21 protein-coding genes are annotated in these 21,108 nt (G+C 74.5%); 12 read left to right on the top strand and 9 right to left on the bottom strand.

What is annotated here, in order from left to right; all coding sequences use genetic code 11:
• Positions 1-277 precede the first annotated feature (277 nt).
• The 5 genes from ACIRPH_RS16550 (at position 278) to ACIRPH_RS16570 (ending at position 3,572) form a co-directional block, all read left to right on the top strand.
• Complete coding sequence (locus tag ACIRPH_RS16550; RefSeq protein ID WP_402915013.1) at positions 278-847, top strand: hypothetical protein; 570 nt, start codon at positions 278-280, stop codon at positions 845-847.
• Complete coding sequence (locus ACIRPH_RS16555) at positions 844-1,287, top strand: ATP-binding protein (protein WP_402915015.1); 444 nt, start codon at positions 844-846, stop codon at positions 1,285-1,287. Before ACIRPH_RS16550 ends, ACIRPH_RS16555 begins: the two co-directional genes overlap by 4 nt.
• Before the next feature lie 73 nt (positions 1,288-1,360).
• Complete coding sequence (locus ACIRPH_RS16560) at positions 1,361-2,236, top strand: hypothetical protein (RefSeq protein ID WP_402915017.1); 876 nt, start codon at positions 1,361-1,363, stop codon at positions 2,234-2,236.
• A gap of 34 nt (positions 2,237-2,270) precedes the next feature.
• Positions 2,271-2,594 (top strand): hypothetical protein, encoded by a 324-nt coding sequence (locus ACIRPH_RS16565; protein ID WP_402915020.1) that lies wholly within the window; start codon positions 2,271-2,273, stop codon positions 2,592-2,594.
• 123 nt (positions 2,595-2,717) lie between these two features.
• Positions 2,718-3,572, top strand: a complete 855-nt coding sequence (locus ACIRPH_RS16570; RefSeq protein ID WP_402915022.1) for a helix-turn-helix transcriptional regulator — start codon at positions 2,718-2,720, stop codon at positions 3,570-3,572.
• 35 nt (positions 3,573-3,607) lie between these two features.
• On the opposite strand, the gene ACIRPH_RS16575 is transcribed toward ACIRPH_RS16570, so the two are convergent.
• Positions 3,608-4,363 (bottom strand): MarR family transcriptional regulator, encoded by a 756-nt coding sequence (locus tag ACIRPH_RS16575; protein WP_402915024.1) that lies wholly within the window; start codon positions 4,361-4,363, stop codon positions 3,608-3,610.
• A gap of 361 nt (positions 4,364-4,724) precedes the next feature.
• On the opposite strand from ACIRPH_RS16575, the gene ACIRPH_RS16580 reads away from it, so the two are divergent.
• Positions 4,725-5,495 carry a glucose 1-dehydrogenase gene (locus ACIRPH_RS16580; RefSeq protein ID WP_402915026.1) on the top strand — a complete coding sequence of 257 codons (771 nt, stop codon included), beginning with the start codon at positions 4,725-4,727 and terminating at the stop codon, positions 5,493-5,495.
• A 61-nt stretch (positions 5,496-5,556) separates the two neighbouring features.
• On the opposite strand, the gene ACIRPH_RS16585 is transcribed toward ACIRPH_RS16580, so the two are convergent.
• The 3 genes from ACIRPH_RS16585 to ACIRPH_RS16595 all read right to left on the bottom strand — a co-directional run bounded on the left by ACIRPH_RS16585 (position 5,557) and on the right by ACIRPH_RS16595 (position 8,924).
• On the bottom strand, positions 5,557-6,225 hold the full coding sequence (locus ACIRPH_RS16585) for a sulfotransferase family protein (RefSeq protein WP_402915028.1): 669 nt from the start codon (positions 6,223-6,225) through the stop codon (positions 5,557-5,559).
• Between the two features lie 296 nt (positions 6,226-6,521).
• Positions 6,522-7,229, bottom strand: coding sequence for a hypothetical protein (locus ACIRPH_RS16590; protein WP_402915030.1), 708 nt, complete (start codon positions 7,227-7,229; stop codon positions 6,522-6,524).
• A gap of 924 nt (positions 7,230-8,153) precedes the next feature.
• On the bottom strand, positions 8,154-8,924 hold the full coding sequence (locus ACIRPH_RS16595; protein ID WP_402915032.1) for an AraC family transcriptional regulator: 771 nt from the start codon (positions 8,922-8,924) through the stop codon (positions 8,154-8,156).
• Positions 8,925-9,015: 91 nt separating this feature from the next.
• Between ACIRPH_RS16595 and ACIRPH_RS16600 the strand changes: the two genes are divergently transcribed.
• Positions 9,016-9,822, top strand: coding sequence for a sulfite exporter TauE/SafE family protein (locus ACIRPH_RS16600; RefSeq protein ID WP_402915035.1), 807 nt, complete (start codon positions 9,016-9,018; stop codon positions 9,820-9,822).
• A 112-nt stretch (positions 9,823-9,934) separates the two neighbouring features.
• Here the strand turns inward: ACIRPH_RS16600 and ACIRPH_RS16605 are convergent, their stop codons facing one another.
• The 3 genes from ACIRPH_RS16605 to ACIRPH_RS16615 all read right to left on the bottom strand — a co-directional run bounded on the left by ACIRPH_RS16605 (position 9,935) and on the right by ACIRPH_RS16615 (position 13,415).
• Positions 9,935-10,495, bottom strand: coding sequence for a GNAT family N-acetyltransferase (locus ACIRPH_RS16605; protein ID WP_402915038.1), 561 nt, complete (start codon positions 10,493-10,495; stop codon positions 9,935-9,937).
• Positions 10,496-10,731: 236 nt separating this feature from the next.
• The gene (locus tag ACIRPH_RS16610) at positions 10,732-10,959 is read right to left on the bottom strand and encodes a hypothetical protein (RefSeq protein ID WP_402915040.1); all 228 of its coding nucleotides are present in this window, start codon (positions 10,957-10,959) and stop codon (positions 10,732-10,734) included.
• A gap of 65 nt (positions 10,960-11,024) precedes the next feature.
• Positions 11,025-13,415: a trehalase-like domain-containing protein gene (locus ACIRPH_RS16615; protein WP_402915043.1), complete on the bottom strand. Its 2,391-nt coding sequence runs from the start codon at positions 13,413-13,415 to the stop codon at positions 11,025-11,027.
• Positions 13,416-13,780: 365 nt separating this feature from the next.
• Here ACIRPH_RS16615 and ACIRPH_RS16620 point away from each other — a divergent pair, with 365 nt between their 5' ends.
• Positions 13,781-15,898, top strand: a complete 2,118-nt coding sequence (locus tag ACIRPH_RS16620; RefSeq protein ID WP_402915045.1) for a hypothetical protein — start codon at positions 13,781-13,783, stop codon at positions 15,896-15,898.
• 116 nt (positions 15,899-16,014) lie between these two features.
• Here the strand turns inward: ACIRPH_RS16620 and ACIRPH_RS16625 are convergent, their stop codons facing one another.
• Positions 16,015-16,722 carry a class I SAM-dependent methyltransferase gene (locus tag ACIRPH_RS16625; protein ID WP_402915047.1) on the bottom strand — a complete coding sequence of 236 codons (708 nt, stop codon included), beginning with the start codon at positions 16,720-16,722 and terminating at the stop codon, positions 16,015-16,017.
• A 193-nt stretch (positions 16,723-16,915) separates the two neighbouring features.
• Here ACIRPH_RS16625 and ACIRPH_RS16630 point away from each other — a divergent pair, with 193 nt between their 5' ends.
• The 4 genes from ACIRPH_RS16630 to ACIRPH_RS16645 all read left to right on the top strand — a co-directional run bounded on the left by ACIRPH_RS16630 (position 16,916) and on the right by ACIRPH_RS16645 (position 20,759).
• Complete coding sequence (locus ACIRPH_RS16630) at positions 16,916-17,749, top strand: SDR family NAD(P)-dependent oxidoreductase (RefSeq protein WP_402915050.1); 834 nt, start codon at positions 16,916-16,918, stop codon at positions 17,747-17,749.
• A gap of 136 nt (positions 17,750-17,885) precedes the next feature.
• Positions 17,886-18,149, top strand: coding sequence for a phosphoribosyl-ATP diphosphatase (locus ACIRPH_RS16635; protein ID WP_014913038.1), 264 nt, complete (start codon positions 17,886-17,888; stop codon positions 18,147-18,149).
• A gap of 81 nt (positions 18,150-18,230) precedes the next feature.
• Positions 18,231-19,085, top strand: a complete 855-nt coding sequence (gene hisG, locus ACIRPH_RS16640; RefSeq protein WP_402915053.1) for an ATP phosphoribosyltransferase — start codon at positions 18,231-18,233, stop codon at positions 19,083-19,085.
• A 156-nt stretch (positions 19,086-19,241) separates the two neighbouring features.
• Positions 19,242-20,759, top strand: a complete 1,518-nt coding sequence (locus ACIRPH_RS16645) for a hypothetical protein (RefSeq protein ID WP_402915056.1) — start codon at positions 19,242-19,244, stop codon at positions 20,757-20,759.
• 136 nt (positions 20,760-20,895) lie between these two features.
• On the opposite strand, the gene ACIRPH_RS16650 is transcribed toward ACIRPH_RS16645, so the two are convergent.
• Complete coding sequence (locus tag ACIRPH_RS16650; RefSeq protein WP_402915058.1) at positions 20,896-21,108, bottom strand: YbdD/YjiX family protein; 213 nt, start codon at positions 21,106-21,108, stop codon at positions 20,896-20,898.

The raw sequence follows: 21,108 nt of genomic DNA on the forward strand, positions 1-21,108 counted from the left end.
CCGACGTTCAGAGAGCCCGGAAAAATCTATTAATTCGGCCAAAAGCCACTAATTCCACCGAAGTGAAAAGGGTGGGCGTCGCGGGTTCGACCTGGTGGAACGCGGCAACTCGAAAACCCGATCACATTACCTACCGGTAACGCACACACCCACCCCACCCATGCCCTAGCATTTATCCCACTCACACAACTCAATCCACACGATGGCCCCGCAACGGTTAGATCCGTTCGGGGCCGTGGCCAGCAACTTCACCCCTTTAACCAAAGGAATTGCCAGCATGCGCCAGTATAGCGCCGCCTTCCTCAGCCCTGCCCTGGGCCTCCTGAAGGCCCTCCTCCTCGCACCCCGTGGTCGCCACGCCCGCCGCCACCGCTCGACCCGGGTGCGACGCTACGCCCCGCTCCCCCAGGCCGTGACGCGCGAGACCGCGTCCCCTCCCCCCGCGCCCGACCCCGACCCCGTCCGGGTCCCGGCGCCCCGCCTGGCCCCCGCTCCCGCACCGCCTCCGGCCGACGACCCCGTCCTGGTCAGGCCCTACTACTCCGTGTGGGAGCACCGGGACACCACCGCGCGCGAACGCGAGCACGACCGTATCCAGGCTGCCGCCACCGCCCGCCTCCGCGCATGGGCCCACCGCGAGGCCCCGCCCTGCGGCGACCTCCTGGCCCCCGACCCGACACCCGTAGCGGTCCCCGCCCCGCGGGCGCCGCACCCCGACTGTGAGGACCCCGACGACTGGCGCACCTTCACCCGTCTGACCCGCACCTGGCTCGCCCAGCGGGAACACCACCGCCGGGCCCGGCCCCGGGACGAGGCGCGGCACCGGAGCGCGGGGGCGGCCGCGTGATCTCCCTGACCACCCGCATGCTCACCCGCACCTACACCCGCGCGCTCGCCGACCTGTCCACCGCCCGCCGCGACCTGCTCCGCGACCTCGACGCCCTGGCCCCCGGCCTGGACCCCGACCTGGTCGACACCCTGCGCCTGTGCCTGCACGAACTCCACGCCAACGCCTGCAAGTACGGCCACCCGCACGCGCCCGTCGTCCGCCACCTGTCCCGCGCCCACGACGGAGCCCTGACCCTGACCGTCCACAACAGGCACGCCCCCGGCGCCGCCCCGCCCGTGCCCAGGGTGCCCGTGGAGCGCACCACCACCGAATGGGACCGGGCCGAGGGCCAGCGCGGCCTCCTCCTCGTCACCCGTCTGGCCGCCGCCTGGGGCCACTACTCCTGGCCCCCCGGGTCGGGTCTCGGAACCCTCGTCCGGGCCACCTTCACCGCCTGACCCGCCCGCCGGGCCGGGGAGACCCTCCCCGGCCCTCCACCCCTTCCAGCTCCTCCGATGGCGAAGGAAACACATGCCGAGCCGAGCCCACGAGATCCCCCTGCGGATCATCCAGAACCAGCCCGCGATGGTCCCCGTGCTCCTCCGGGAGTCCCTGGGCATCGACGTCCCCCACCACACGGAGGCCGTCTCCACCAGTTCGGTCCTGACCAACTGCGACCCCAAGGAACTCAACAGCGACGGCGCCACCCTGCTCCGTGACGGCGCCCGCCACGTCCTCGCGGTGGTGGTGGAGCGACAGCACGGACGCGACTCCGGCAAGCGGGCGAGCTGGCCCGCCTACCTGACCACCCTCAACCTCCGCCTCAAGTGCCCGGCCGTGCTCGTGGTCCTGTGCCCCGACGAGGCCATGGTGCGCTGGTGCGCCACACCCATCGAGGTCGGGCACCCCGGGTTCGTGCTGACCCCGCTGGTCATCGGCCCCGGCGCCACCCCCGTGGTCACCGACCTGGAACAGGCCCGCGCACTGCCCGAGCTGGCCGTGCTCTCCGCCTACGCGCACGGCAACACCCAGCCGGGAACCCTGAAAGCCGTGGTGGAGGCGTTGGAATCCACCGCTCCCGAACACCGCGCGTTCTACTATGACTACGTACTGGCCGGTCTGAACGAGGCCGCCCGTAAGGACCTGGAGGGCTTGATGTCCGTGGACACCTACGAATGGCAGAGCGACTTCGCCCGGAAGTACGTCGGTCTCGGCCGGGAGGAGGGCCGGGAGGAGGGCCGCGAGGAGGGTGTCGCCCAGAGCGTGATCACCGTTCTGGTCGCGCGCGGTTTCACGGTCTCCGACGAGGTCCGTGAGCGGATCGAGTCCTGCTCCGATCTGGCCGTCCTGGAGAACTGGGTGACCAAGGCCGTCCGTGTCCGGAGCCCCGAGCAGCTCTTCGACTGACGGTCGGGTGGACGCCCGCATCGGCCGTGGGCCCGTGCTCGACGACGTACTGGCCGGTCTGAACGAGGCCGCCCGTAAGGACCTGGAGGGCTTGATGTCCGTGGACACCTACGAATGGCAGAGCGACTTCGCCCGGAAGTACGTCGGTCTCGGCCGCGAGGAGGGCCGGGAGGAGGGCCGTGAAGAGGGCCGGGAGGAGGGTGTCGCCCAGAGCGTGATCACCGTTCTGGTCGCGCGCGGTTTCACGGTCTCCGACGAGGTCCGTGAGCGGATCGAGTCCTGCTCCGATCTGGCCGCCCTGGAGAGCTGGGTGACCAAGGCTGTCCGTGTCCGGAGCCCCGAGCAGCTCTTCGACTGACCCCCGCCCCCGCACCCGCACCGGCCGTGGGCGCGAGCCCACGGCCGCCCCGCCCCCGCTCCCCGGCCACCGGCCGACCGGCACTGCCCGGAACGGCCCGGAACGGCCCGGTTACCATGACGCATGGCCAGCGAAACCCCCGCAGCGGCCCGGACCCGCCGCGACCAGCTCCGCGACTTTCTGCGTACCCGCAGGGCCAGGCTCACCCCCGAGGACGTCGGCATGGCGGCCGGTGGCCGACGCCGGACACCCGGTCTGCGGCGCGAGGAGGTCGCCGTCCTCGCCGGGGTCGGGGTCTCCTGGTACACGTGGCTCGAACAGGGCCGTGACATCAACGTCTCCGTCGAGGTGCTCGACGCGATCAGCGGGGCGCTGCGCCTGAACGGCCCCGAGCGCATCCACCTGTACACGCTCGCCGGGGTCAACCCGCCGCGCGACGACGGGCCCCGGGCCACCTCCGTCACCCCCGAGCTGCGCAACCTGATCGAGGCGTGGACGCCGCGCCCGGCGATGCTGCGGGACCGCTACTGGAACCTGCTCGTCCTCAACGGCGCGGCCCGGACGGCGTTCGGCTACGGCGACACCGACCACAACTGCCTCGTCACGTTCTTCACCAACGCCCGTTACCGCGCCATGCACGTCCACTGGGCGTCGGTCGCGCCGGACGTCGTCGCCGCCTTCCGCGCCGACGCGGCCCGGTTCCCCGACGACGCGGAGTTCGGCCGGATCGTGGACGACCTCAGCACCGTGAGCCCCGACTTCGCCGAACTGTGGGCGCGCCACGACGTCGGCGACCACGTCCAGACGGTGAAGGCGGTGCTGCACCCCGAGGCCGGTGACCTGGTCTTCGACAAGACGACCCTGACGGTGGCCGACCGCCCGGACTGGACCCTGGAGCTGCACAACCCGCGTCCGGGCACCGGGACGGAGGAACGGCTCGCCCTGCTGGAGCGTGCCCCGGTCAACACCTCGACCTGACCCCCGGCCCCGCCGCCGGCCGGTGACGGGGCCTTCTAGTCGCGGCCCGGGGCCGGCGCGGCGGCGCCGTCGGAGGTGTCCGCTTCGGGTTTGGTGTGCAGGACCTCGCGGGCCTGCTCCGCGGCGCGGATGATGTTCTCGCGGACGAAGTCGACGAAGCGGGCGATGTTCTCCAGGCGTGCGGCGGCCGGGGTGTCGGGGCCCAGGACGCCGACGCCCTGGCGCGCGACGGCGATGAGGTGTGTGTGCGCCTGGGCGGTGGCGATCATCGACTGGTACCAGACGTCGGCGTCGACGACGTAGCGCTCGCGGCGCTCGTCGCGTTCACGGCGGAGCAGGCCCTGGCCCTCCAGGTACGTGACCGCCTTGGAGACCGAGGCCGGGCTGATCTGGAGGCGCTGGACGAGTTCGGCGGCGGTGAGGCTGCCCGAGTCGGCGGTGTGGAGGCTGACCAGTACCCGGGCCGTCATCTTGGGCAGACCCGCCTCCATGAAGACGGTGGCGAACGCCTCCTCGTACGCGCGCACCGCATCGGCGTCGCGTCCGTGGGCCTGCGGGGGCGCCTGCGCCCCCGGGGACGCGGTCCTCCTGCGGCGGCGGGTGCGCTGCTCGGTGGCGCGCTGGGCCAGGTCGGCGCGGTAGGCGGTGGGGCCCCCGTTGCGCATCACCTCGCGCGTGACGGTCGAGGTCGGGCGGTCCAGGCCCCTGGCGATCTCGGCGTAGGCCAGGTTCTCGGCCAGCCCCAGGGCGATCTGCCGGCGTTCCTGCTGGGTGAGTCTGCCTCCCGGCATCGCGGGCTCCTCCGTGGTCCGTGGGGGTGCCCACCCTAGCGCCCGGTGCTCATTCGTTGCAACGCGTACGACGGGGGGTGTTGCGTTGGATGTCGGCCCAAGGCAACGGTCTCGCGGAAAAGCCCGTGAAAAATTCGAGTGTTTCGCGACGCCAGTTTTTCCGGATGTGGTTATGCAACGTAGCATTTCCTTGCAGGGAAACATCAGGCTCCGGGGGTGGCGGCACGGGGACGGACGCGGTGTCCACGCGCGCCGCGCCGTCCCGGGGCGCGGGGCCGGGCGGGGGACCGAGCCTGGTGGTCGCACACCCCGGATAAACGAGCCCTGTTCGCTTCGCACGGGTACTGGAACGCTCGTACCCATGACGAACCACACTGCACGATTCGACGGCAAGACCGTACTCATCACCGGCGGCACGAGCGGCATGGGCCGGGCGGCGGCGCGCAGGTTCCTGGACGAGGGGGCGCGGGTGGTCATCACCGGGCGCGACCAGGGACGTCTCGACGCCGCGGTGAAGGAGCTCGACGGCGGCGACCGCGTGCTCGCGGTGCGCGGCGACGCGGCGGACCTCGACGACCTCGATACGCTGACCGCCGCCGTCAAGGTCCGGTTCGGGCGGCTGGACGTGGTCTTCGCCAACGCGGGCGTCGGCTCGTTCATGCCGATCGGCGACATCACCGAGGCCGAGTTCGACCGGGTCGCGGACATCAACTTCAAGGGCGTGTTCTTCACCGTCCAGAAGACCCTGCCCCTGCTCGCGGAGGGCGGGGCGATCGTCATCAACGCGTCGTGGACGCTGCACCGCGGCATGGCCGGCGCCTCCCTGTACGCGGCCACCAAGGCGGCGGTGCACAACCTCTCGCACACCCTCGCCGCGGAGCTCGGCCCGAAGGGCATCCGGGTCAACTCCGTGAGCCCCGGCTACATCGACACCCCGATGTTCCACGAGGCCATCCCCGAGGACGAGCACGACGACGTCGTGGCCGCCGTGTCGGCGGGCCGCCTCGGTACCTCGGAGGACGTCGCGAAGACGGTCGCGTTCCTCGCCTCCGAGGACGCGGCCTACGTCAACGGCCAGGACCTCGTCATCGACGGCGGTCTCGTCGCGGCCATCGCCGAGCCTTCCGCGTAGCCCGGCCCCGGACGCGGGGCGGCTTCCGCCGGGGGTCGCCGCCCCGCCCCTCTCCGTGCGATCAGACGGCGGTGGCGCCGCCGAACCACGTCTCGTGCTGCCTGAGCATCGCCTCGGTGTCGTTGAGGTGGGGGAAGGGCCCGTCCGGGACCTCTGTCCCCAGGAACGCGCACAACCGCTCCCACCCCTCCCCGGCCCGGTACACCAGGAGCCGGTCGGCCGGGAGTCCGGCCCTCACCTGCTCCGCGTGCCGCTCGAAGGCGGCGACGGCGACCTCCTCCGAGGGCACCGCACCGCAGGGGACGCCGAAGGTCGCCTGCCACATGTGGTCCAGCAGGGGCCGGATCCGCCGGAACTCCAGGGGGACCCGGGCGTCGGCGTCCTCCGCGCAGGCCTTGCGCGTCAGCTCGAAAATGGTGGTGAGCATGCTCGTGTACCACCGGTGCGGGTCGCGGACGGTGAGCACGAACTTCGCGTCGGGGTAGGCCTCCGCCAGTTCGCGCCAGAAGAACGACAGCGGCCAGTCCACCCCGGACGGCCACCCCTCCAGCACGTGCTCCCAGTCGATGCCCTCGGGCGCGGGCGGCACGGTGCCGGCCCAGCGCCGGGCCAGCTCCGGCGAGGCCAGCACCTCGAACATGTGGTGGCAGGGTCCGAGGCCGAGCCGCTCCAGCGCGGCCTTCATCGACGTCGTCCCGGTGCGCGGGAGACCCGCCCCGATCACGTGCATCCTCGTCCTCCTCGATCGTTCCGCGGCCCCGGCGACCGGACGGGGCGTCCAGGCCGACCTGCGGGCCGGGCGCCCGCAGGCACCGGTCCGGCACGGCGGGGGGACCGCCCGTGGACGAGGTGCGACGCCGGGAGCGTGCGGAGGCGGGCCGTCGGACGCGTCACCGCGGCAGGGGGCACACAGCACTGTAGACCACCCGGTGTGTCCAGAAGGTCCCTTTGGGTGATCAACCGGCGGTTCCTTCGCGCCTTCGCGCGACGGGGCCGTCCCCGTGCCCGGCGCCGGACGGCCGTCCGTCAGTACGGGGGCCAGAACGCGGGCTGGGCCTTGAAGGCCGCGTCGATCCTGATCGAGTACGCCAGCGATCCCAGGAGTCGCCGGGCCCGCGAGAGCGGGTGTCCGGGGAAGTGGGGGTCCCACGCGGGGTCGTCGGCGTGGTTGCGCGGAAGCCCGCCCGTGACCCCGTGGGCGTAGGGGTGCTGGGCCCAGGCCGCCATCGCCTCGTCCGGCGAGGCCGCGCCGCCCCTGTACCGCTGAAGGAACCCCGGCAGCACGGACGCCTCCCGCACGCCCGTGGGCTGCCCCTCCAGGCACTGGACCTTCACGACGACACTGGAGCCCGCCCTCGGGATCGTGTACGTCCCGAGATAGGCCGTGCCGCGCTCCTGATGGGGGTGGGCGCCCTTGACCATCTGCCGGATGGCGGCCATCCCGTCCAGCCCGATCACGTCGAGGTCCACCAGCCCCATCCCGGCCTGCGCCGTGTTGGCGCTCGTCCGGGCACGCAGGGCCGCCACGTCCTCCAGGGGCGCGGGGAGGTTCGGCGCCGTGTCGAAGCGGTCGAGGACGACGGCGTCGCCCGCGGCGTCGACCCACACGTTCTCCTTGACCTGCTGGAACGGGCGGGCGTCGAACCAGACCGGGGTCCCGGCGAGCCCGGCCGGGGGTGGCGGCCCCTGGTGGTAGCCGTGTTGGTACTGGTGATGAGGGGGCCATTGATGCATGGCCGCACCCTATACGCGGCCTTGTCCGGTGATGTTCCATCGGCCTCGCGCCGCCTCCGTACCGCCCCCGCCGATCGCGCGTCGTGCCGCGCAGCGCGTCCGTGCGGGCCCCGGCCTCAGCCGTGCCCGCCCGGCCTCAGCCGTGCCCGCCCGGGCACGGGTGAGGCCGGGGTGGCGGGTCGGCCCCCGCCCCAGTAGGGGCCGACCCGCCGGACCGCACTCCGGACGTCCTCCGGGCGGCTGGCACCTCACTGGTCAGGTGGTCGGCCAGACTGCCCCGTCCGGTGGCGCGGCCCTGTCTCTCAGGTCGGGCGCTCGTCCACGCCGATCGCGCCGACACCGCTGCTGAACCGGGTGCGCCTGCCCCGGGACGCCTCGCGGCCGCCCGGTCCCACCGGGGCCCACGCGCCCTTCACGGCCGGTGCCCGGCCGCAGGGGGCGGCGGCGCGGAGGGTCTGCCCCTGGCCGACGGGGTTGCCGCAGGCGGCGATCCCGACGCCAGGGGCGTCCGCGTGTGTGTACGCGTCGCGGCCGGGCACCGCGGCGGACGCCGGTGCGGGGGAGAGCAGCGTGCCCGTGGGGGCGGCGGCGACCGCCGGCGCCGTGCGCCGCGGACCGGAGGGGGCATGGGGGGCTTCCTTCCGAGGCGTGGGGGACCGTGAGCGCCACGGTCATCACCCGACGTGGCCGCCTAGGATGTTTCCTCTCCAGACGCCCCGGAACCCTCGTGCCCCCGCATTTCCGCACCTGGATGACCAGGTTTCTTCCCTGCGGGAGCACCGTCCCCGCAGGGGCCGACGGGCGGGCCCGAGCCGTCCGGTACCGAAGGCCGGCACCGCAGCAGGACTTCGGATCCGGGCGGCTCGAACCCCCGCCCGGACGGGGCCCACCGAGCGCCGGCCCGGGAGGTGCGGGGCGTTCCGCTCACCCGGGCGCGGGGCGGAAGTCCCGCGGACGCGCCCCGAGAACGCGCGAGAACATCGTCGCGAACGCCGCCGGGCTCGCGTACCCCAGGTCGGAGGCGACCCTGGCGACCGGCACGCCCCGCGCCAGGAGCGGCAGGGCGTGCAGCACGCAGGCGCGCTGTCGCCACCGCGCGAACCCCATCCCCGTCCCGGCCAGGAACATCCGGTGCAGGGTGCGCTCGCTCACGTGCAGCAGTTCCGCCCAGCGTGCGGGCGGCTCGTGGATCACCGGTGCCGCCGCGAACCGCTCGCAGAGCGACCGGAGCCCCGCGTGCCCCGGGAGCGGAAGGTCCAGCGGAAGCGGCACGAGCCCCCTGATCTCGTGCAGCAGCAGCGTCGCCAGGGCACCGTCGCGGCCGTGCGGGTCGTACCTCGGCGGCATGTCCACCGCCGACAGGAGCAGCGCGCGGAGCAGCGGCGAGACGTCCACGACCTGGCACGTCCTGGGGAACCACGGCACGGCCTCCGGCTCCACGTACAGGCTCCGGGTGCTGACACCCGTCATGGTGACCCGGTGCCCGGTCCCCGCGGGGATGAGGACGGCGCGGTGGGGCGGAACCGTCCAGGAGCCGTCCGCCGTCTCCACCCGCATCACCCCCGTCGCCCCGTACAGGAACTGGACACGGCGGTGCCGGTGGAACTCCAGTACGTGGCCGGTGGGGTAGTCGGTGCCCAGGGCCAGGACGGGGCGGTCGATCCCGTCCACCTCGTCCACAGGGGTGTTCCGCACGCGGGCGAGTCTACCCGCGTCGTCCGTTCCGCGAAGGAACACGTCGTTCCGTCGAATGCCGGACAGCGCTCGCGCCCCTAGCGTGGAGCGGGTGATCGACCACGTCCTCCCCCTCCTCGCGTTCGGCGTCCTGACCGGTCTGACCACCGTGCTCTTCGGGTTCGGCGGCGGCTTCGTCACCGTGCCGGTCGTGTACGCGTTCGCCCAGGCGCAGAGCGGGGCGGACGCAGACCCCATGCACGTCGCCGTCGCCACCTCGACCGCGGTCATGGTCGTGAACTCCCTCGGCGCGACCGTGGCCCAGTACCGGGCGGGCCGACTCAGACGCGAGTACCTGTGGCCGCTGGCGCTCTACGTGGGCCTCGGGGCGCTCCTCGGCTCGGCCGGGGCCCTCGCCGTCGGAGACACCGTGCAGCGGTTCCTCTTCGCCGCCTACCTCGCCGTGACGATCGCGGACAGCGTGGTCCGGAAGGGCTTCCTCACGGGGCCGGGCGCCGAGCCGCGCGGCTTGGGGCCGGTCACCACCACGGTCGGCGGGGTCGGCATCGGCGCCGCGGCCGGCTGTCTGGGCGTGGGCGGAAGCGTGCTGACGGTCCCGCTCCTGCGCCGCCGGGGGCTGCCCATGGCCTACGCCACCGCGATGGCCAACCCGCTCAGCCTCCCGGTCGCCGTCGTCGGCACGGCCGTGTACGCCCTGGCGGGCGGCGCGGACGCGGCGGGGGGCGCGTCCGGGCAGGTCGGCTACGTGGACGCGGTGGCCGTCGCCGCGCTCCTGGCCGGGTCGCTGCCGACCATCGCCCTCGCGCGGCGGGTCGTGGGCCGCATCCCCGACCGCGTCCACGCGGCGGCCTACGTCGTGCTCCTGGCCGTGGCCCTGCTCGCCGTGCTCCTCGTCTGAGCCGCGCCCGCCCCGGCGCCGGCGGGGGACCGACCGGCCCCCGGCCGCGTCGTGCCCCCGGCGGAGGCTCCGTCGCGGCCCGGACCACGCCGTACGCCGCCCCGGGCGCCGCTCACGGGGTCCGGCCGGCCGCCCGCCACTCCGGGGCGAGCACGGACCAGACCTCCATGTCGTGCCGCTCGCCCCTGTACGGGTAGCTCTCCCGGAGCACGCCGTCCCTCGTCATCCCGAGCCGGCGGGCCACGGCGATGCTGGCCGCGTTCCCGGAGGCGGCGTGCCACTCCACGCGGTGGATGCCGCGCTCCTCGATCGCCCAGTCGATGATCACGCGGCAGGCGCGGGTCACCAGCCCCCGACCCGCCGCCGACGGCTCCAGCCAGCAGCCGGCCTCGGCCACGCCGAATCTCGTGTCGAACGTCCGGAAGAGCACCCCGCCGACCAGCTCGCCGCCGGTCCAGATGCCGTAGAGGCGCCCGGTGTCGTTGGCGGCCTTGTGGGCGTACCCCTGGAGGAACCTCCGGCTCGAATCCAGGTCCGTGACGGCGTCCGCCAGCCCGACGAACCGGCCGATGAACTCCCGGCCCCGGTCGATGTGCTCCAGGAACTCCTCGGCCCGCCACGGCTCCAGCGGGCGCAGTTCCGAGCCCTCGCCGTCCAGGGAAATCGCGTACATCGTCGTCCTCCAGGTTCTCCGTCCGCGCGACGGGTGCGCGCGGAGCCGGGGTGGGATCGGGGTGGGGGCGGCGGTCCCGCGCGCGGGCCGGGGGTTCCCGCGGGCGCGTCCGCGGATGCGGCGCGCGGGGCCGGGGGCGCTCCCGCCGGCAGGCCCCGCCGCTCCGCCGCGTTCCCCGGGGGGCGCGGGCGCGCCCCTGTCGTGCCCCGCCCCGGGGCGGGCGGAGCGGACGCCCCTCAGGCGCCGGGCGCCGCGCCGACCGGGGCCGCGCCGCGCGGGTCCGGGCGCCCGCCCACGACGCCCCGGACGCGGACGCGCCGTCCGGCCCTCGCGCCGCGGCCCTCCGCGAGTACGGCCGGGGGCAGGGGGTGCGCGCCGTGCGCGGCCGCGCGCGACCCCGGGACGGCCTCGTCCCGGGCCCACGAGCCCGGCCACGCCCCTGCCGCCGACACGAATTCCGCCATGGCCGGAACATAGCGAGGGGGCCCGACAGTCGGCCGTCGGGCCCCCTCGTACGCGCGTCGTCCGCCTACAGGCGGTCGAGCAGCTGGGCGCAGCGGATCAGGCCCAGGTGCGAGTACGCCTGCGGGTGGTTCCCCAGGGCCCTCTCGGTGACCGGGTCGAACTCCTCCGGGATCAGCCCGGTCGGGCCGGCGGCGTCCACGAGGTGCTTGAACAGCTCCTCGGCCTCGGCGCGCCGCCCGGTCAGCAGGTAGGCCTCGATGAGCCACGTGGTGCACAGGTGGAAGCCGCCCTCGCCGCCGGGCAGGCCGTCCTCGCGGTGGTACCGGTACACGGTCGGGCCGCTGCGCAGCTCCGCCTCCACCGCCGTCACGGTCGCCTGGAACCGCTCGTCGGCCGGGTCGATCAGCCCCGACAGGCCGATGTGCAGCGACGCCGCGTCGAGGTCGGTGCCGTCGTAGGCGGTCGTGAAGGCCTCCGCCTCCTCGTTCCAGCCCTTCTCCAGCACCTCGGCCGCGATCTCGTCGCGCAGCTCGCGCCAGGAGGGGTCCGCCTCGCGGCCGTACGCACCGGCCAGGGAGAGGGCGCGGTCCAGCGTCACCCAGCACATCACCTTGGAGTACACGCGCTGGCGGGGCTCGTCCCGCTCCTCCCAGATGCCGTGGTCGGGCTCGAACCAGCGCCGGGCCACCGCCTCGGCCATCGCCCGCACCAGGTTCCAGTCCCGGTCCGCGAGGGCGCCGCGCACCGACGACAGCCGCGTGATGAGCTCCACGACGGGGCCGAACACGTCCAGCTGCACCTGCCGGTCGGCGAGGTTGCCGATCCGGACCGGCCGCGATCCCGCGTAGCCGGACAGCGACTCGATGACCTCCTCCGGTCCCAGCGAGGTGCCGCGCAGCGAGTACAGGGGCGCGAGCAGTTCGGGGCTCGGCAGCGAGTCCACGACCCCGTGCACCCAGTCCAGGAAGCCCTCGGCCTCGGCGGTCGAGCCCAGGGACACCAGCGCCTGCACGGTCAGCGCGCCGTCGCGCAGCCAGCAGTACCGGTAGTCCCAGTTGCGGACGCCGCCGATCTCCTCCGGCAGCGACGTGGTCGCTGCGGCCATCACACCGCCGGTGGGCGTGCACAGGCCGCGCAGCGTCAGCGCGGAGCGCGCCGACAGCTGCCGGGCGGTCTCGGGGAGGCTGAGGCCGTCGAGCCACGCGGACCAGTGCTCGCCGGACGCGCGCTGGATCTCGGACTCGGGCAGCGTGCCCGGCACGAGCGAGTCGGTGCCGCAGCGCAGCTCCAGCACCACGGGGCTCTCCGAGCGGGGGTGCACGACGGCCCGGGCGATGTCGCCCGCGTCGTCCTGGTCGATCTCCCACTCGACGCCGGGGGAGTACAGCGCCATCGGGAAGTCGGCGCCCTCCACGAGGAGGCCGTTCTCCTGGACGGACATGCTCACCGGGGCCCTGCCGAAGTCGGGGCGGGGAGCGAACTCCACGGTGGCCGGGGTGACGCCGCTGATCACCCGGACCAGGTCGGTGCGGCCCCGCGGGGTGCCGTGCGCGAGGTAGTCGGTGACGTCCATCCGCGACCAGCGGGTGCGCACCGTCATGGTGCCGGGCAGGTAGCGCTGGCCGAGAGGGCGCCCGCCGTGGGCGGGCGCGATGGCGAACACGCCCGCCGACCGCCCGCCCAGGACCTCCGCGAACAGGGCGTTGGAGTCGGGCTCGGGGTGGCAGAACCACAGCAGGCGCGCGTCGGGGCCGACCAGGGCCACGGAGGCCTGGTTGGACAGCATCGACATGCGCTCGATGGGCGTGGGCCGCTCGCCGAACACCCAGGAGCGGCGCTCGGCCGCGAGCGCGGACAGCAGGGACGCGGCGGCCGGGGTGTCGGCCACCCGGTGGGAGGCCACCGTGGGCTCCGCGCCGACCCGCACGCCCGCGTCGGCGCCGGTCAGCTGCATGAACACGGGCTCCTCGCCCTCGCCGCCCCCGATGTACAGGGTGGCGGTGGCCTCGACCTGCTCGCGGAGCAGGCCGAGGGCGGCGGCCTTGTCGGCCGGAGGGGCGCCGGGGCCGGTCTCCAGGCTGTCGGGCTCGATGGTGAGGTCGGTGTCGAACTCGGTGCCGTAGGCGCCCACCAGGCGGATCTCGGCGGGCAGCCGGGACAGGGCGGCGAGGTCGCGCAGGGGGCGGGCGGAGATGACCGCGCACACCGTGCCGGGCAGGTCGGCGAGGTCGCGCAGCGCGCGGACGGCCTCGGGGACGGGGCGGCGCCTGGCGGCGCCCGCGCCGTCGGAGGGGTCGAACGGGGCCAGGGCGCCGTCGTAGTCGCAGGCGACCAGGAGGCGTGAGGTTCTGGCCAGGGCTGAGACGCGTTGCCGGACGTCCACGGACATGCCTTCGGGGACGTTGCCGCCCTCAGGCGTCTCCTGGGCCGTCTCCACCGCCTGGGTGAGCGTCACGCTGCCTCCTCCGTCGGTCCACGATGACCTGGGGAAATGGGTGAAATGTAGGGCTCCGCGAGCATGCTTCCGGTTCACACGTGACTGGTGTGATGAAGGTAGATCCGGGGCTTGTGGCGCGGAATGAACTTCAAGGGTCTTGAGCCGGATTTCAGGAACTTTTAGCCTGTGTGCGGGCAATCTGGTCATGCCAGTCGCAAAGATCCGCCCCTTGGGAAGTCAACGCGAGACTACCCGCGCACCAAGGGTCTGCGTGCATGACGATTAAGTGGGGCAGGTCACAAATGTGTCACTCTGTCGTGCGGGACGCCGCGCGACCGGGGCGCGCGCTCCCCCGACCAGCCCCCGCCACGGAGGAAACCGCCATGACCGACCCCCTCACCTGGGCCGCCGACGTGCACGGCGTGCCGTGGGACACGTTGGAGGACCTCGACGGGGCCGCGACCGGGATCGCGGACCTGCTGGTCCAGGCGTTCGACCCCTCGGAGCAGGAGGCCGTCGACGCCGTCGAGGAGATCGCGGACCGCGTCGACACCACGGTGCGGCTGTGGGTCGCCGTCCCCGAACCCGACGTGCTCACCTCGTCCGTCCCCGCGCTGCTGCCCTTCCTCGTCCGGATCGCCTCCGACCGCGACCGTCCGGACGGGGCACGCGTGGCCGCGCTGAACCTGGTGGCCGACCTGGCGGACCTCGCCCACAGGGTCCGGCCGGAGCACCTGGACCCCGCGTGGCCGGCGGCGTGGGCCGACCAGGGGCCGCGCGTCGAAGCCCTCCTCGGCGACCCCCGTCCGTCCGTGCTCCTGCTCGCCGTGGACGCGCTCGCCCGTGAGCCCCGGGCGGCGCCCCGCCTGCTCCGGGCGCTGCGCGACCGCTGGGAGGCCGTCGGGGGCGGTGGGGAGGGAGGGCACGGCGCGGACGGCGCACAGGACCCCGCCGGGGGCCCCGGGGCGCCACCGGGACGCGACGGCGCGGACACCGGGGCCGGGGGGCCGGCCGACCGGCGGACCCGCCTCCGGCTGCTGACGCGCGCCGTCCGGCTGTCGGGCGACCACCCCGGGCCGACCCCGCCGGACATCAGGTCCTGGCTCCTCGACCGCGGGGAGCGCGGGGACCTGGACGAGCGCATGGTGGTGGCGTTCGCGTCCCCGGCCCTCGTCCCGGAGGACCCCCTGCCCCTGGTCCTGGAGGGCGTCGCCGGTGAGGGGAGCGGCCCCGCCGCCGGGAGGCAGCTGTGGCTGGAGGTCGCCGCCCTCGCCCCGACGGGCGACGCCCTCCGGGTCAGGTACGGGCTCCGTCTCGTCGCGCAGGCCCTCGCCGGGGACCGGCCGGGCAGGGAGCGGATCGTCGACGCCCTGATCGACCACCCGAGCGCCCCGGTGCGCCTCGGCGCCGTGCGGCTCGCGCGCGACCTCGTCGCCGAGTACCGCTCGGCCGGGGAGCGGTGGGCCGGGCCGGCGGGCGCGCTGCTCGACGATCCCGACCCCGGCGTCCGCACCTGGAGCCTCCGGCTCCTGGCCGTGGCCGGCGGTGCGGCCGGGCCCTGCGCGGACCGCCTGGCCGCGCTCGCCGAGGCGGACGGGGAGGGTGCCGACACGGCGCTGCTCACCCTCGCGCTCGTCGGCGACGCCCGCGCCGCCGCGCTGCTCCTGGCGCGCGCCGACCGGCCCCGCTTCGGGTTCGGCCGGGGCGGACCGCACCACACCTCCGGGCCCGGCCTGGAGGACGTCCTCGGCCGGCTCCCGGCGCACGCGGACGTCCTGCTGCCGCTCCTGCGCGAGCGGCTCCGCAGCGGGGGCGCGGACACGGAGGCCGTGCTCCGCTCCCTGGCGGGGTGGGGGGAGGCCGCGGCGCCGCTGGCCGACGACGTGGCCGCCCTCCTCGACGACCGCGGGCTCGCCGACGCGGCCCTGCGGGTGCTGGCCGGGATCGGTCCGGCCGCAGCCGCCCACGCGGACCGGGTCCCGGCCTCGGGCGGGGTGGAGGCGGCGCGCGCCCACCACCGGCTCACGGGCGACGCGGGAGCCGCCCTCGACCTTCTCGGGCCCCCGAGCCGGCGGCTCGTGCGGGACGAGCGGGTCCAGGCGCTCCTGGACGGGATCGGCCCTCCGGCGGACGGCTTCGCCCCCCTCCTGCGCGACCACCTGGAGGACCACCTGAGAACGGGCTGCCTGAGGGAGACGCGCGCCCTGAGCGCCCTGTGGAGCACCACCGGGGACACCCCCTTCGCCCTCCGGTGCCTGCTCTCCCCGCGCAACCGTGTCCTGACGACGTGGGCGGCCACCCGCGTCGGCCCTCCGGCGGTGCGGCTGCTGGGCCGGATCGGGCCGCCTGCGGCCGAGGCGCTGCCGCTGCTGCGCGCGCTCCGGGACTCCGGGCGCAGCGCGCTGCCGAGCTGGACCGACGCGGGCTGGCGCGACGCCCTGAGGGACCGGCGGCTCGTGGACGACGTGCGGGAGGCCGTCGGGCGGATCGGGGGCGGGTGACCGCCCCGCCGCGCCACCGGATCCCCCGTGCGGCCTCCGCCGCGGGCGGCCCCGCACAAGGAAGCGGGCCCGCCGCGGCTGCGGCGGACCCGGTGGACGGAGCGGTCGGGAAGGGGTCAGCCGGTCTTCCCGGGCTTGCGCAGGTGGTGCACCCACGCGGGCGGGACGTTCGCGAACACCTTGTCGGAGCGGATGCCGTACCGGTCGATCCAGTCCTGGACCAGCCAGCTCGTGCGGGCCTGGCGGAGGTAGTCCTCGCGCCGGGCGATGACCGCCTTGACCTCCTTCGTGTACAGGTAGCCGTAGAAGGAGAGGGTGCCCCCCGGTTCGAGGACCTCGAAGTAGTAGTCGAGGATCTCCCGGACCGCGTCCGCCGTGAAGTTGGCGAAGGGCAGGCCCGACACGATCACGTCGTACCTGCGGTCCTTCCCCATGTCGTTGACGAGCTTGGCGTGCACCGTCGCGGCGTCGGCGACCGGCGACATGACCGGGTCGCTCTTCAGCAGCTCCTCGACATGGGCGGCGAACTCGGGGTTGGCCTCGACCAGGTCCAGGGTGTCGCCGGGGATCATCGCGGCCGCGATGCCCCGGCTGATCGCACCGGTCCCGGCGCCCGCCTCCAGGATGCGCACGGGCTTGTCGGGGACGGGGCGGCTGCGGACGTACTCCGCCATCGAGTGCGCCAGCGCGGCACTGCTGGGAAGGATCGAACCGGTCGCGTGGAACGTGCGTAGCGCTTGGCTGAAGAACAGCCTGGTGTCGCGCAGGCGCTCCTCCAGCCTGAGAGAGGAAAGTGGTCCGGCAGGGCTCTGGATTTCGGACATACCCGAACGCTAACGCCTCCGGCGCCCCGAGGGGGAGGCGACGCGACCGCCTTCCGGAGGAATGCCAGGTCAGGCAGGGGTGTGCGGAACCACACCGGGGAACCGGGAACCCCCCGGCCGCCCGCCCCGCACGTGCGCGCGCGACCCGGACCGGGCCCCGGGGCCCCGCGCCGCAACGCCCTACCCTGGGGGTATGAGCGAACCGGTGAAGTCCCCCGAGCCCCCCGCCCGCACCCGGACCGCCCTGGTGACGGGAGCCTCCACCGGCATCGGTGAGGAGTACGCCCGCAGGCTGGCCGAACGCGGCTACTCCCTCGTCCTGGTGGCCAGGCGCGGAGACCTCCTCGACGCGCTCGCCGCGGAGATCACCGACCGCTACGGCGTGGAGGCCCGGCCGCTCGCCGCCGACCTCGGCACCGACGAGGGCCTCGCCCCCGTCGTCGCCCGGCTCCGGGCCGACGGCAGCGGGGCCGAGCCCCCCGTCGACCTGCTGGTCAACAACGCCGGGCGCGGGGACGGCGGGACCTTCGCCGAGCAGGAGCCCGACGAGATCGACTCCATGCTCGACCTCAACGTGCGCGCCGTCCTCCACCTGGCCCGCGCGGTCCTGCCGGTACAGATCGCCCGCCGCGAGGCCGGCGACACCCGGACCAAGCTCGGCGTCATCAACGTGTCCTCCCTCGCGGGCGAGATCGCCGCGAACCCCGGCGGATCCGTCTACGGCGCGGGCAAGAAGTTCGTCACCCTGTGGAGCGAGAGCGTGGCGGCCGAGGTCTCCCGGCACGACGTGCACGTCACCGTCGTCCTGCCGGGCTTCGTCCGCACCGACATGACCCTGGGCGTCCAGAAGAGCGGTCTGCCCGCGTTCGCGTTCGTCCCCAAGGACCAGGTCGTCCGCGAGTCGCTCGTCGCCTGGGCGGCGGGCCGCCCCAGCGTCGTTCCCGGCGGACAGTACAAGGCCGCGAGCGGCATCCTCCGATTCCTGCCCAAACCGCTCGTACGCGCCACCGCCCGGCGCGTCTCGTGAGGCGGCGGCGGGGGCGGCCGGCGTGCGGTGTGGCGAAAACCGCCGCCCACATGCTGAGACATCCCCGGGCCGGTGCGGCGCCGGGCCTCCGGAGCGCCTACCCTGGTACCGCATCTGTCGGTCGAGGAAAGACACCATGAAGACCTTCGAAGAGCTGTTCGCCGAGCTGTCCGAGAAGGCGCGCTCCCGCCCCGAGGGGTCCGGGACCGTCGCCCAGCTCGACGCCGGCGTCCATGCCATCGGCAAGAAGGTCGTCGAGGAGGCCGCAGAGGTCTGGATGGCCGCCGAGTACGAATCGGACGAGCAGGCCGCCGAAGAGATCTCCCAGCTCCTCTACCACCTCCAGGTTCTGATGCTGGCCCGTGGCCTGCGGCTCGAGGACGTCTACAAGCATCTGTAGGTCGGTCCTCGCGCCCGCCGCGGCGCGTACCGGCCCGGACGTCTCCGCACCCGTACGCACAGCCCACAGAAAGCCATGAACATGCCCGACATGTTGAGAATCGCCGTGCCCAACAAGGGCCAGCTCTCCGAACCCGCCGTCGAGATGCTCCGCGAGGCCGGGTACCGGCAGCGCAAGAGCAGCCGCGACCTGGTCATGGTCGACCCGGAGAACGACACCGAGTTCTTCTTCCTCCGCCCCAAGGACATCGCCGTCTACGTCGGCGAGGGCATCCTCCAGGCCGGGATCACCGGCCGCGACATGCTGCTGGACTCCGGCGCGCCCGTGGACGAGGTCCTGGCGCTGGGCTTCGGCGGCTCCACGTTCCGGTTCGCCGCCCCCAACGGCGCGGGCATGACGCTGGCCGACCTCAACGGCAAGCGCATCGCGACCTCCTTCGACGAACTGCTGCGCGCCCACCTCGCGGAGAAGGGCGTCGACGCCCGTGTCATCCACCTGGACGGCGCGGTCGAGAGCTCCGTCCAGCTGGGCGTGGCGGACGCCGTCGCGGACGTGGTCTCCACCGGGACCACCCTGCGCCAGGCCGGCATGGAGACCTTCGGCGAGCCGATCCTGGTGTCCGAGGCGGTCGTCATCCGGCCGACCGGCGCCGGGGACGACCCCAAGATCGAGACGCTGATCCGCCGCCTGAAGGGCGTCCTGGTCGCCCGCGACTACGTGATGATGGACTACGACGTGCACGCCGAGCACCTGGAGGACGCGGTCGCGCTCACCCCGGGCATGGAGGGGCCGACGGTCTCCCCGCTGCACCGGGAGGGCTGGGTCGCCGTCCGGTCGATGGTGCCGCGCAAGGCCGCCCAGCAGATCATGGACGACCTGTGGACGCTCGGCGCCCGCGCCATCCTGGTCACGGACATATACGCCTGCCGGCTCTGAGCCCTCCGGCGGCACACGTCCGACACGGGCCCCGCGACGGCCGTCGCGGGGCCCGGTGCGTGAGCCGGACCCCCTGAGCGGCGGCGGGACGCCGCGCGGGCGCGACGGTGGAGGCCGCCGAGTCTGCTTGACGGTGGTCTGTGTCAGGATGCCCGAATGATCGAAGACTTCCGCGGTGCCGTCAGCGCCGTGGCCGAAGCCGCCGAGAACCAGCCCTCCCAGCTGCGCGCCGCCGTCAGCGCGGTCTTCCGACTGGCCGACCGGGTTCCCGCCGAAGCCCGGGTCGAGGGCCTCGCCGTGCTGACCGAGACCCTGCGCGCCCACCAGTGGTCGGCGGGCGTCGCCGCCGACATCGCCCTGCTCTGCGGGGCGCTGGTGGAGAGCGGTGTCCCCGCCGGGCCCGCCGGGGTCGAGGTCATGCGCCAGCTCGCCGAGTACGGCAAGCTGGCGGGGGTCTTCCTGCACGTGTGGCAGAAGACCGGGGACGACGCCCCGCCCCACCCCAGCGAGGTCAGCGAGGCCTCGGAGGAGCGCGTCACGCCCGAGCTCGAACAGCTGGCGCCCCTCGCCACCACCGGCTGGTGGGTGTCGCACCGCTACGGCCTGGCCGCCAAGACGATGCTGTGCGACCCCGGCGTGCGCGCCGCCCTGCGCGAGGACCCCCGGACGCTGGGGGAGCTGATCGTCATCGCCGGTCAGCTGCGTCCGCACGTCGAGGAGTACGGCGAGATCGCCGAACTGCTGCACATGGCCGAGGCCGACCGCATGGTGGTCCTCCACCGGCAGTCCGCCCGCGTCTTCCGGGTCCGGTTCGACGGGGTCTCGGACAACTTCCAGCTGCACACCCTGCTGGAGGACGCGCTGATCGGGGACCAGGGGCTCGCCGTTCCCGGGCGCCGCCCGCTCCCGGAGTGGGTGGCCTCCGCCACCGACCTCCGTGACGACCCGCGCACCTCGATCGTCGAGGGCCAGTGGGACCTGGTCGGCGTCGGCGGTACCTGGGTCGACCGCGAGGCGGCCCCGGGCGCGGTCCCCGTCGTGGACGGCGAGCGCGCCGTGGTGCTGGAGCCGATCTCGCTCCCGCACAGCTGGCGGACCGGCCGCCGCCACCCGCACATCGACGGCTGGCTTCGGGTCGAGGAGGAGCTGTCCCCGGAGGAGGGGGCGGAGTGGTGGAAACGGGCGCACCCGCCCGGCGGCGTGGTGCACCCGTTGCTCCCCGCCCCGCCGCCCGCGCCCTCACCGGGGCCGGGAGCTCCGCCGAGCCCGGCGGAGCCGTGGGGCGTGCCCCAGGCGTACCAGCACGACTTCGCGCCCCCGCCCCTCCCGGAGCACGGGGGGCCCGACCGCGCTCCGGGTGCCGGGGCCCCGGGGACGGCTGCCCCGGCCCGCGCCGCGCGGCACTCGCGGGACGACGGGTGGGAGGGGGCCGCGTCGGCGGACGAGCGCACGGTCCCCGCCCCGCACGGGTCGTGGGGTGACCCCCAGGGGCCCGGTGAGGACGTCGCGGGCGGGTCCCCGGCGTCCGTTCCGCCGTGGGAGGGGGACGAGGACCGGAGCGCCCGGACCGTCCCCGCGCACGCGGCGGCCGCGCCCCCCGGCGCCGTCCACATGGACCCGCTCCCCGAGGGCGTCTCGGACAGCTCCGGCTGGGGCCCCTCCTGGAAGGACTGACCCCGGCGCCCGCGGGGCGCCGGACCTCCGTGCCCCCGCCCGCCCGGATCCCGGCCGCGCCGGTGAGGGCCCTCCTCCCGACGCCGAGGGCCCCGGAACCCGCAGGGGGTTCCGGGGCCCTCACGGGACCGGCGCCTCAGCAGCAGCGCGCACCGGGGTCGGTGTCGCCCTTGTCCGTGTGGTGGCGCCAGAAGACGCGCTCGGTCATCGGCTCCTCGCCCGGGTGCTCCCGGGCGTGGTGCTCCAGGTAGATCTCGTAGGCCCTCTCGCCCACGACGCCCCGGGCGATCTGCCACGCCTCCCGGAGGCCGCGCGCCAGGTTCGCCCCGAACTCCGAGCGTGCCCGCAT

Origin of the sequence: Nocardiopsis sp. NPDC101807 (assembly GCF_044766605.1) — a bacterium.
Taxonomy (GTDB): Bacteria; Actinomycetota; Actinomycetes; order Streptosporangiales; family Streptosporangiaceae; genus Nocardiopsis; species Nocardiopsis tropica.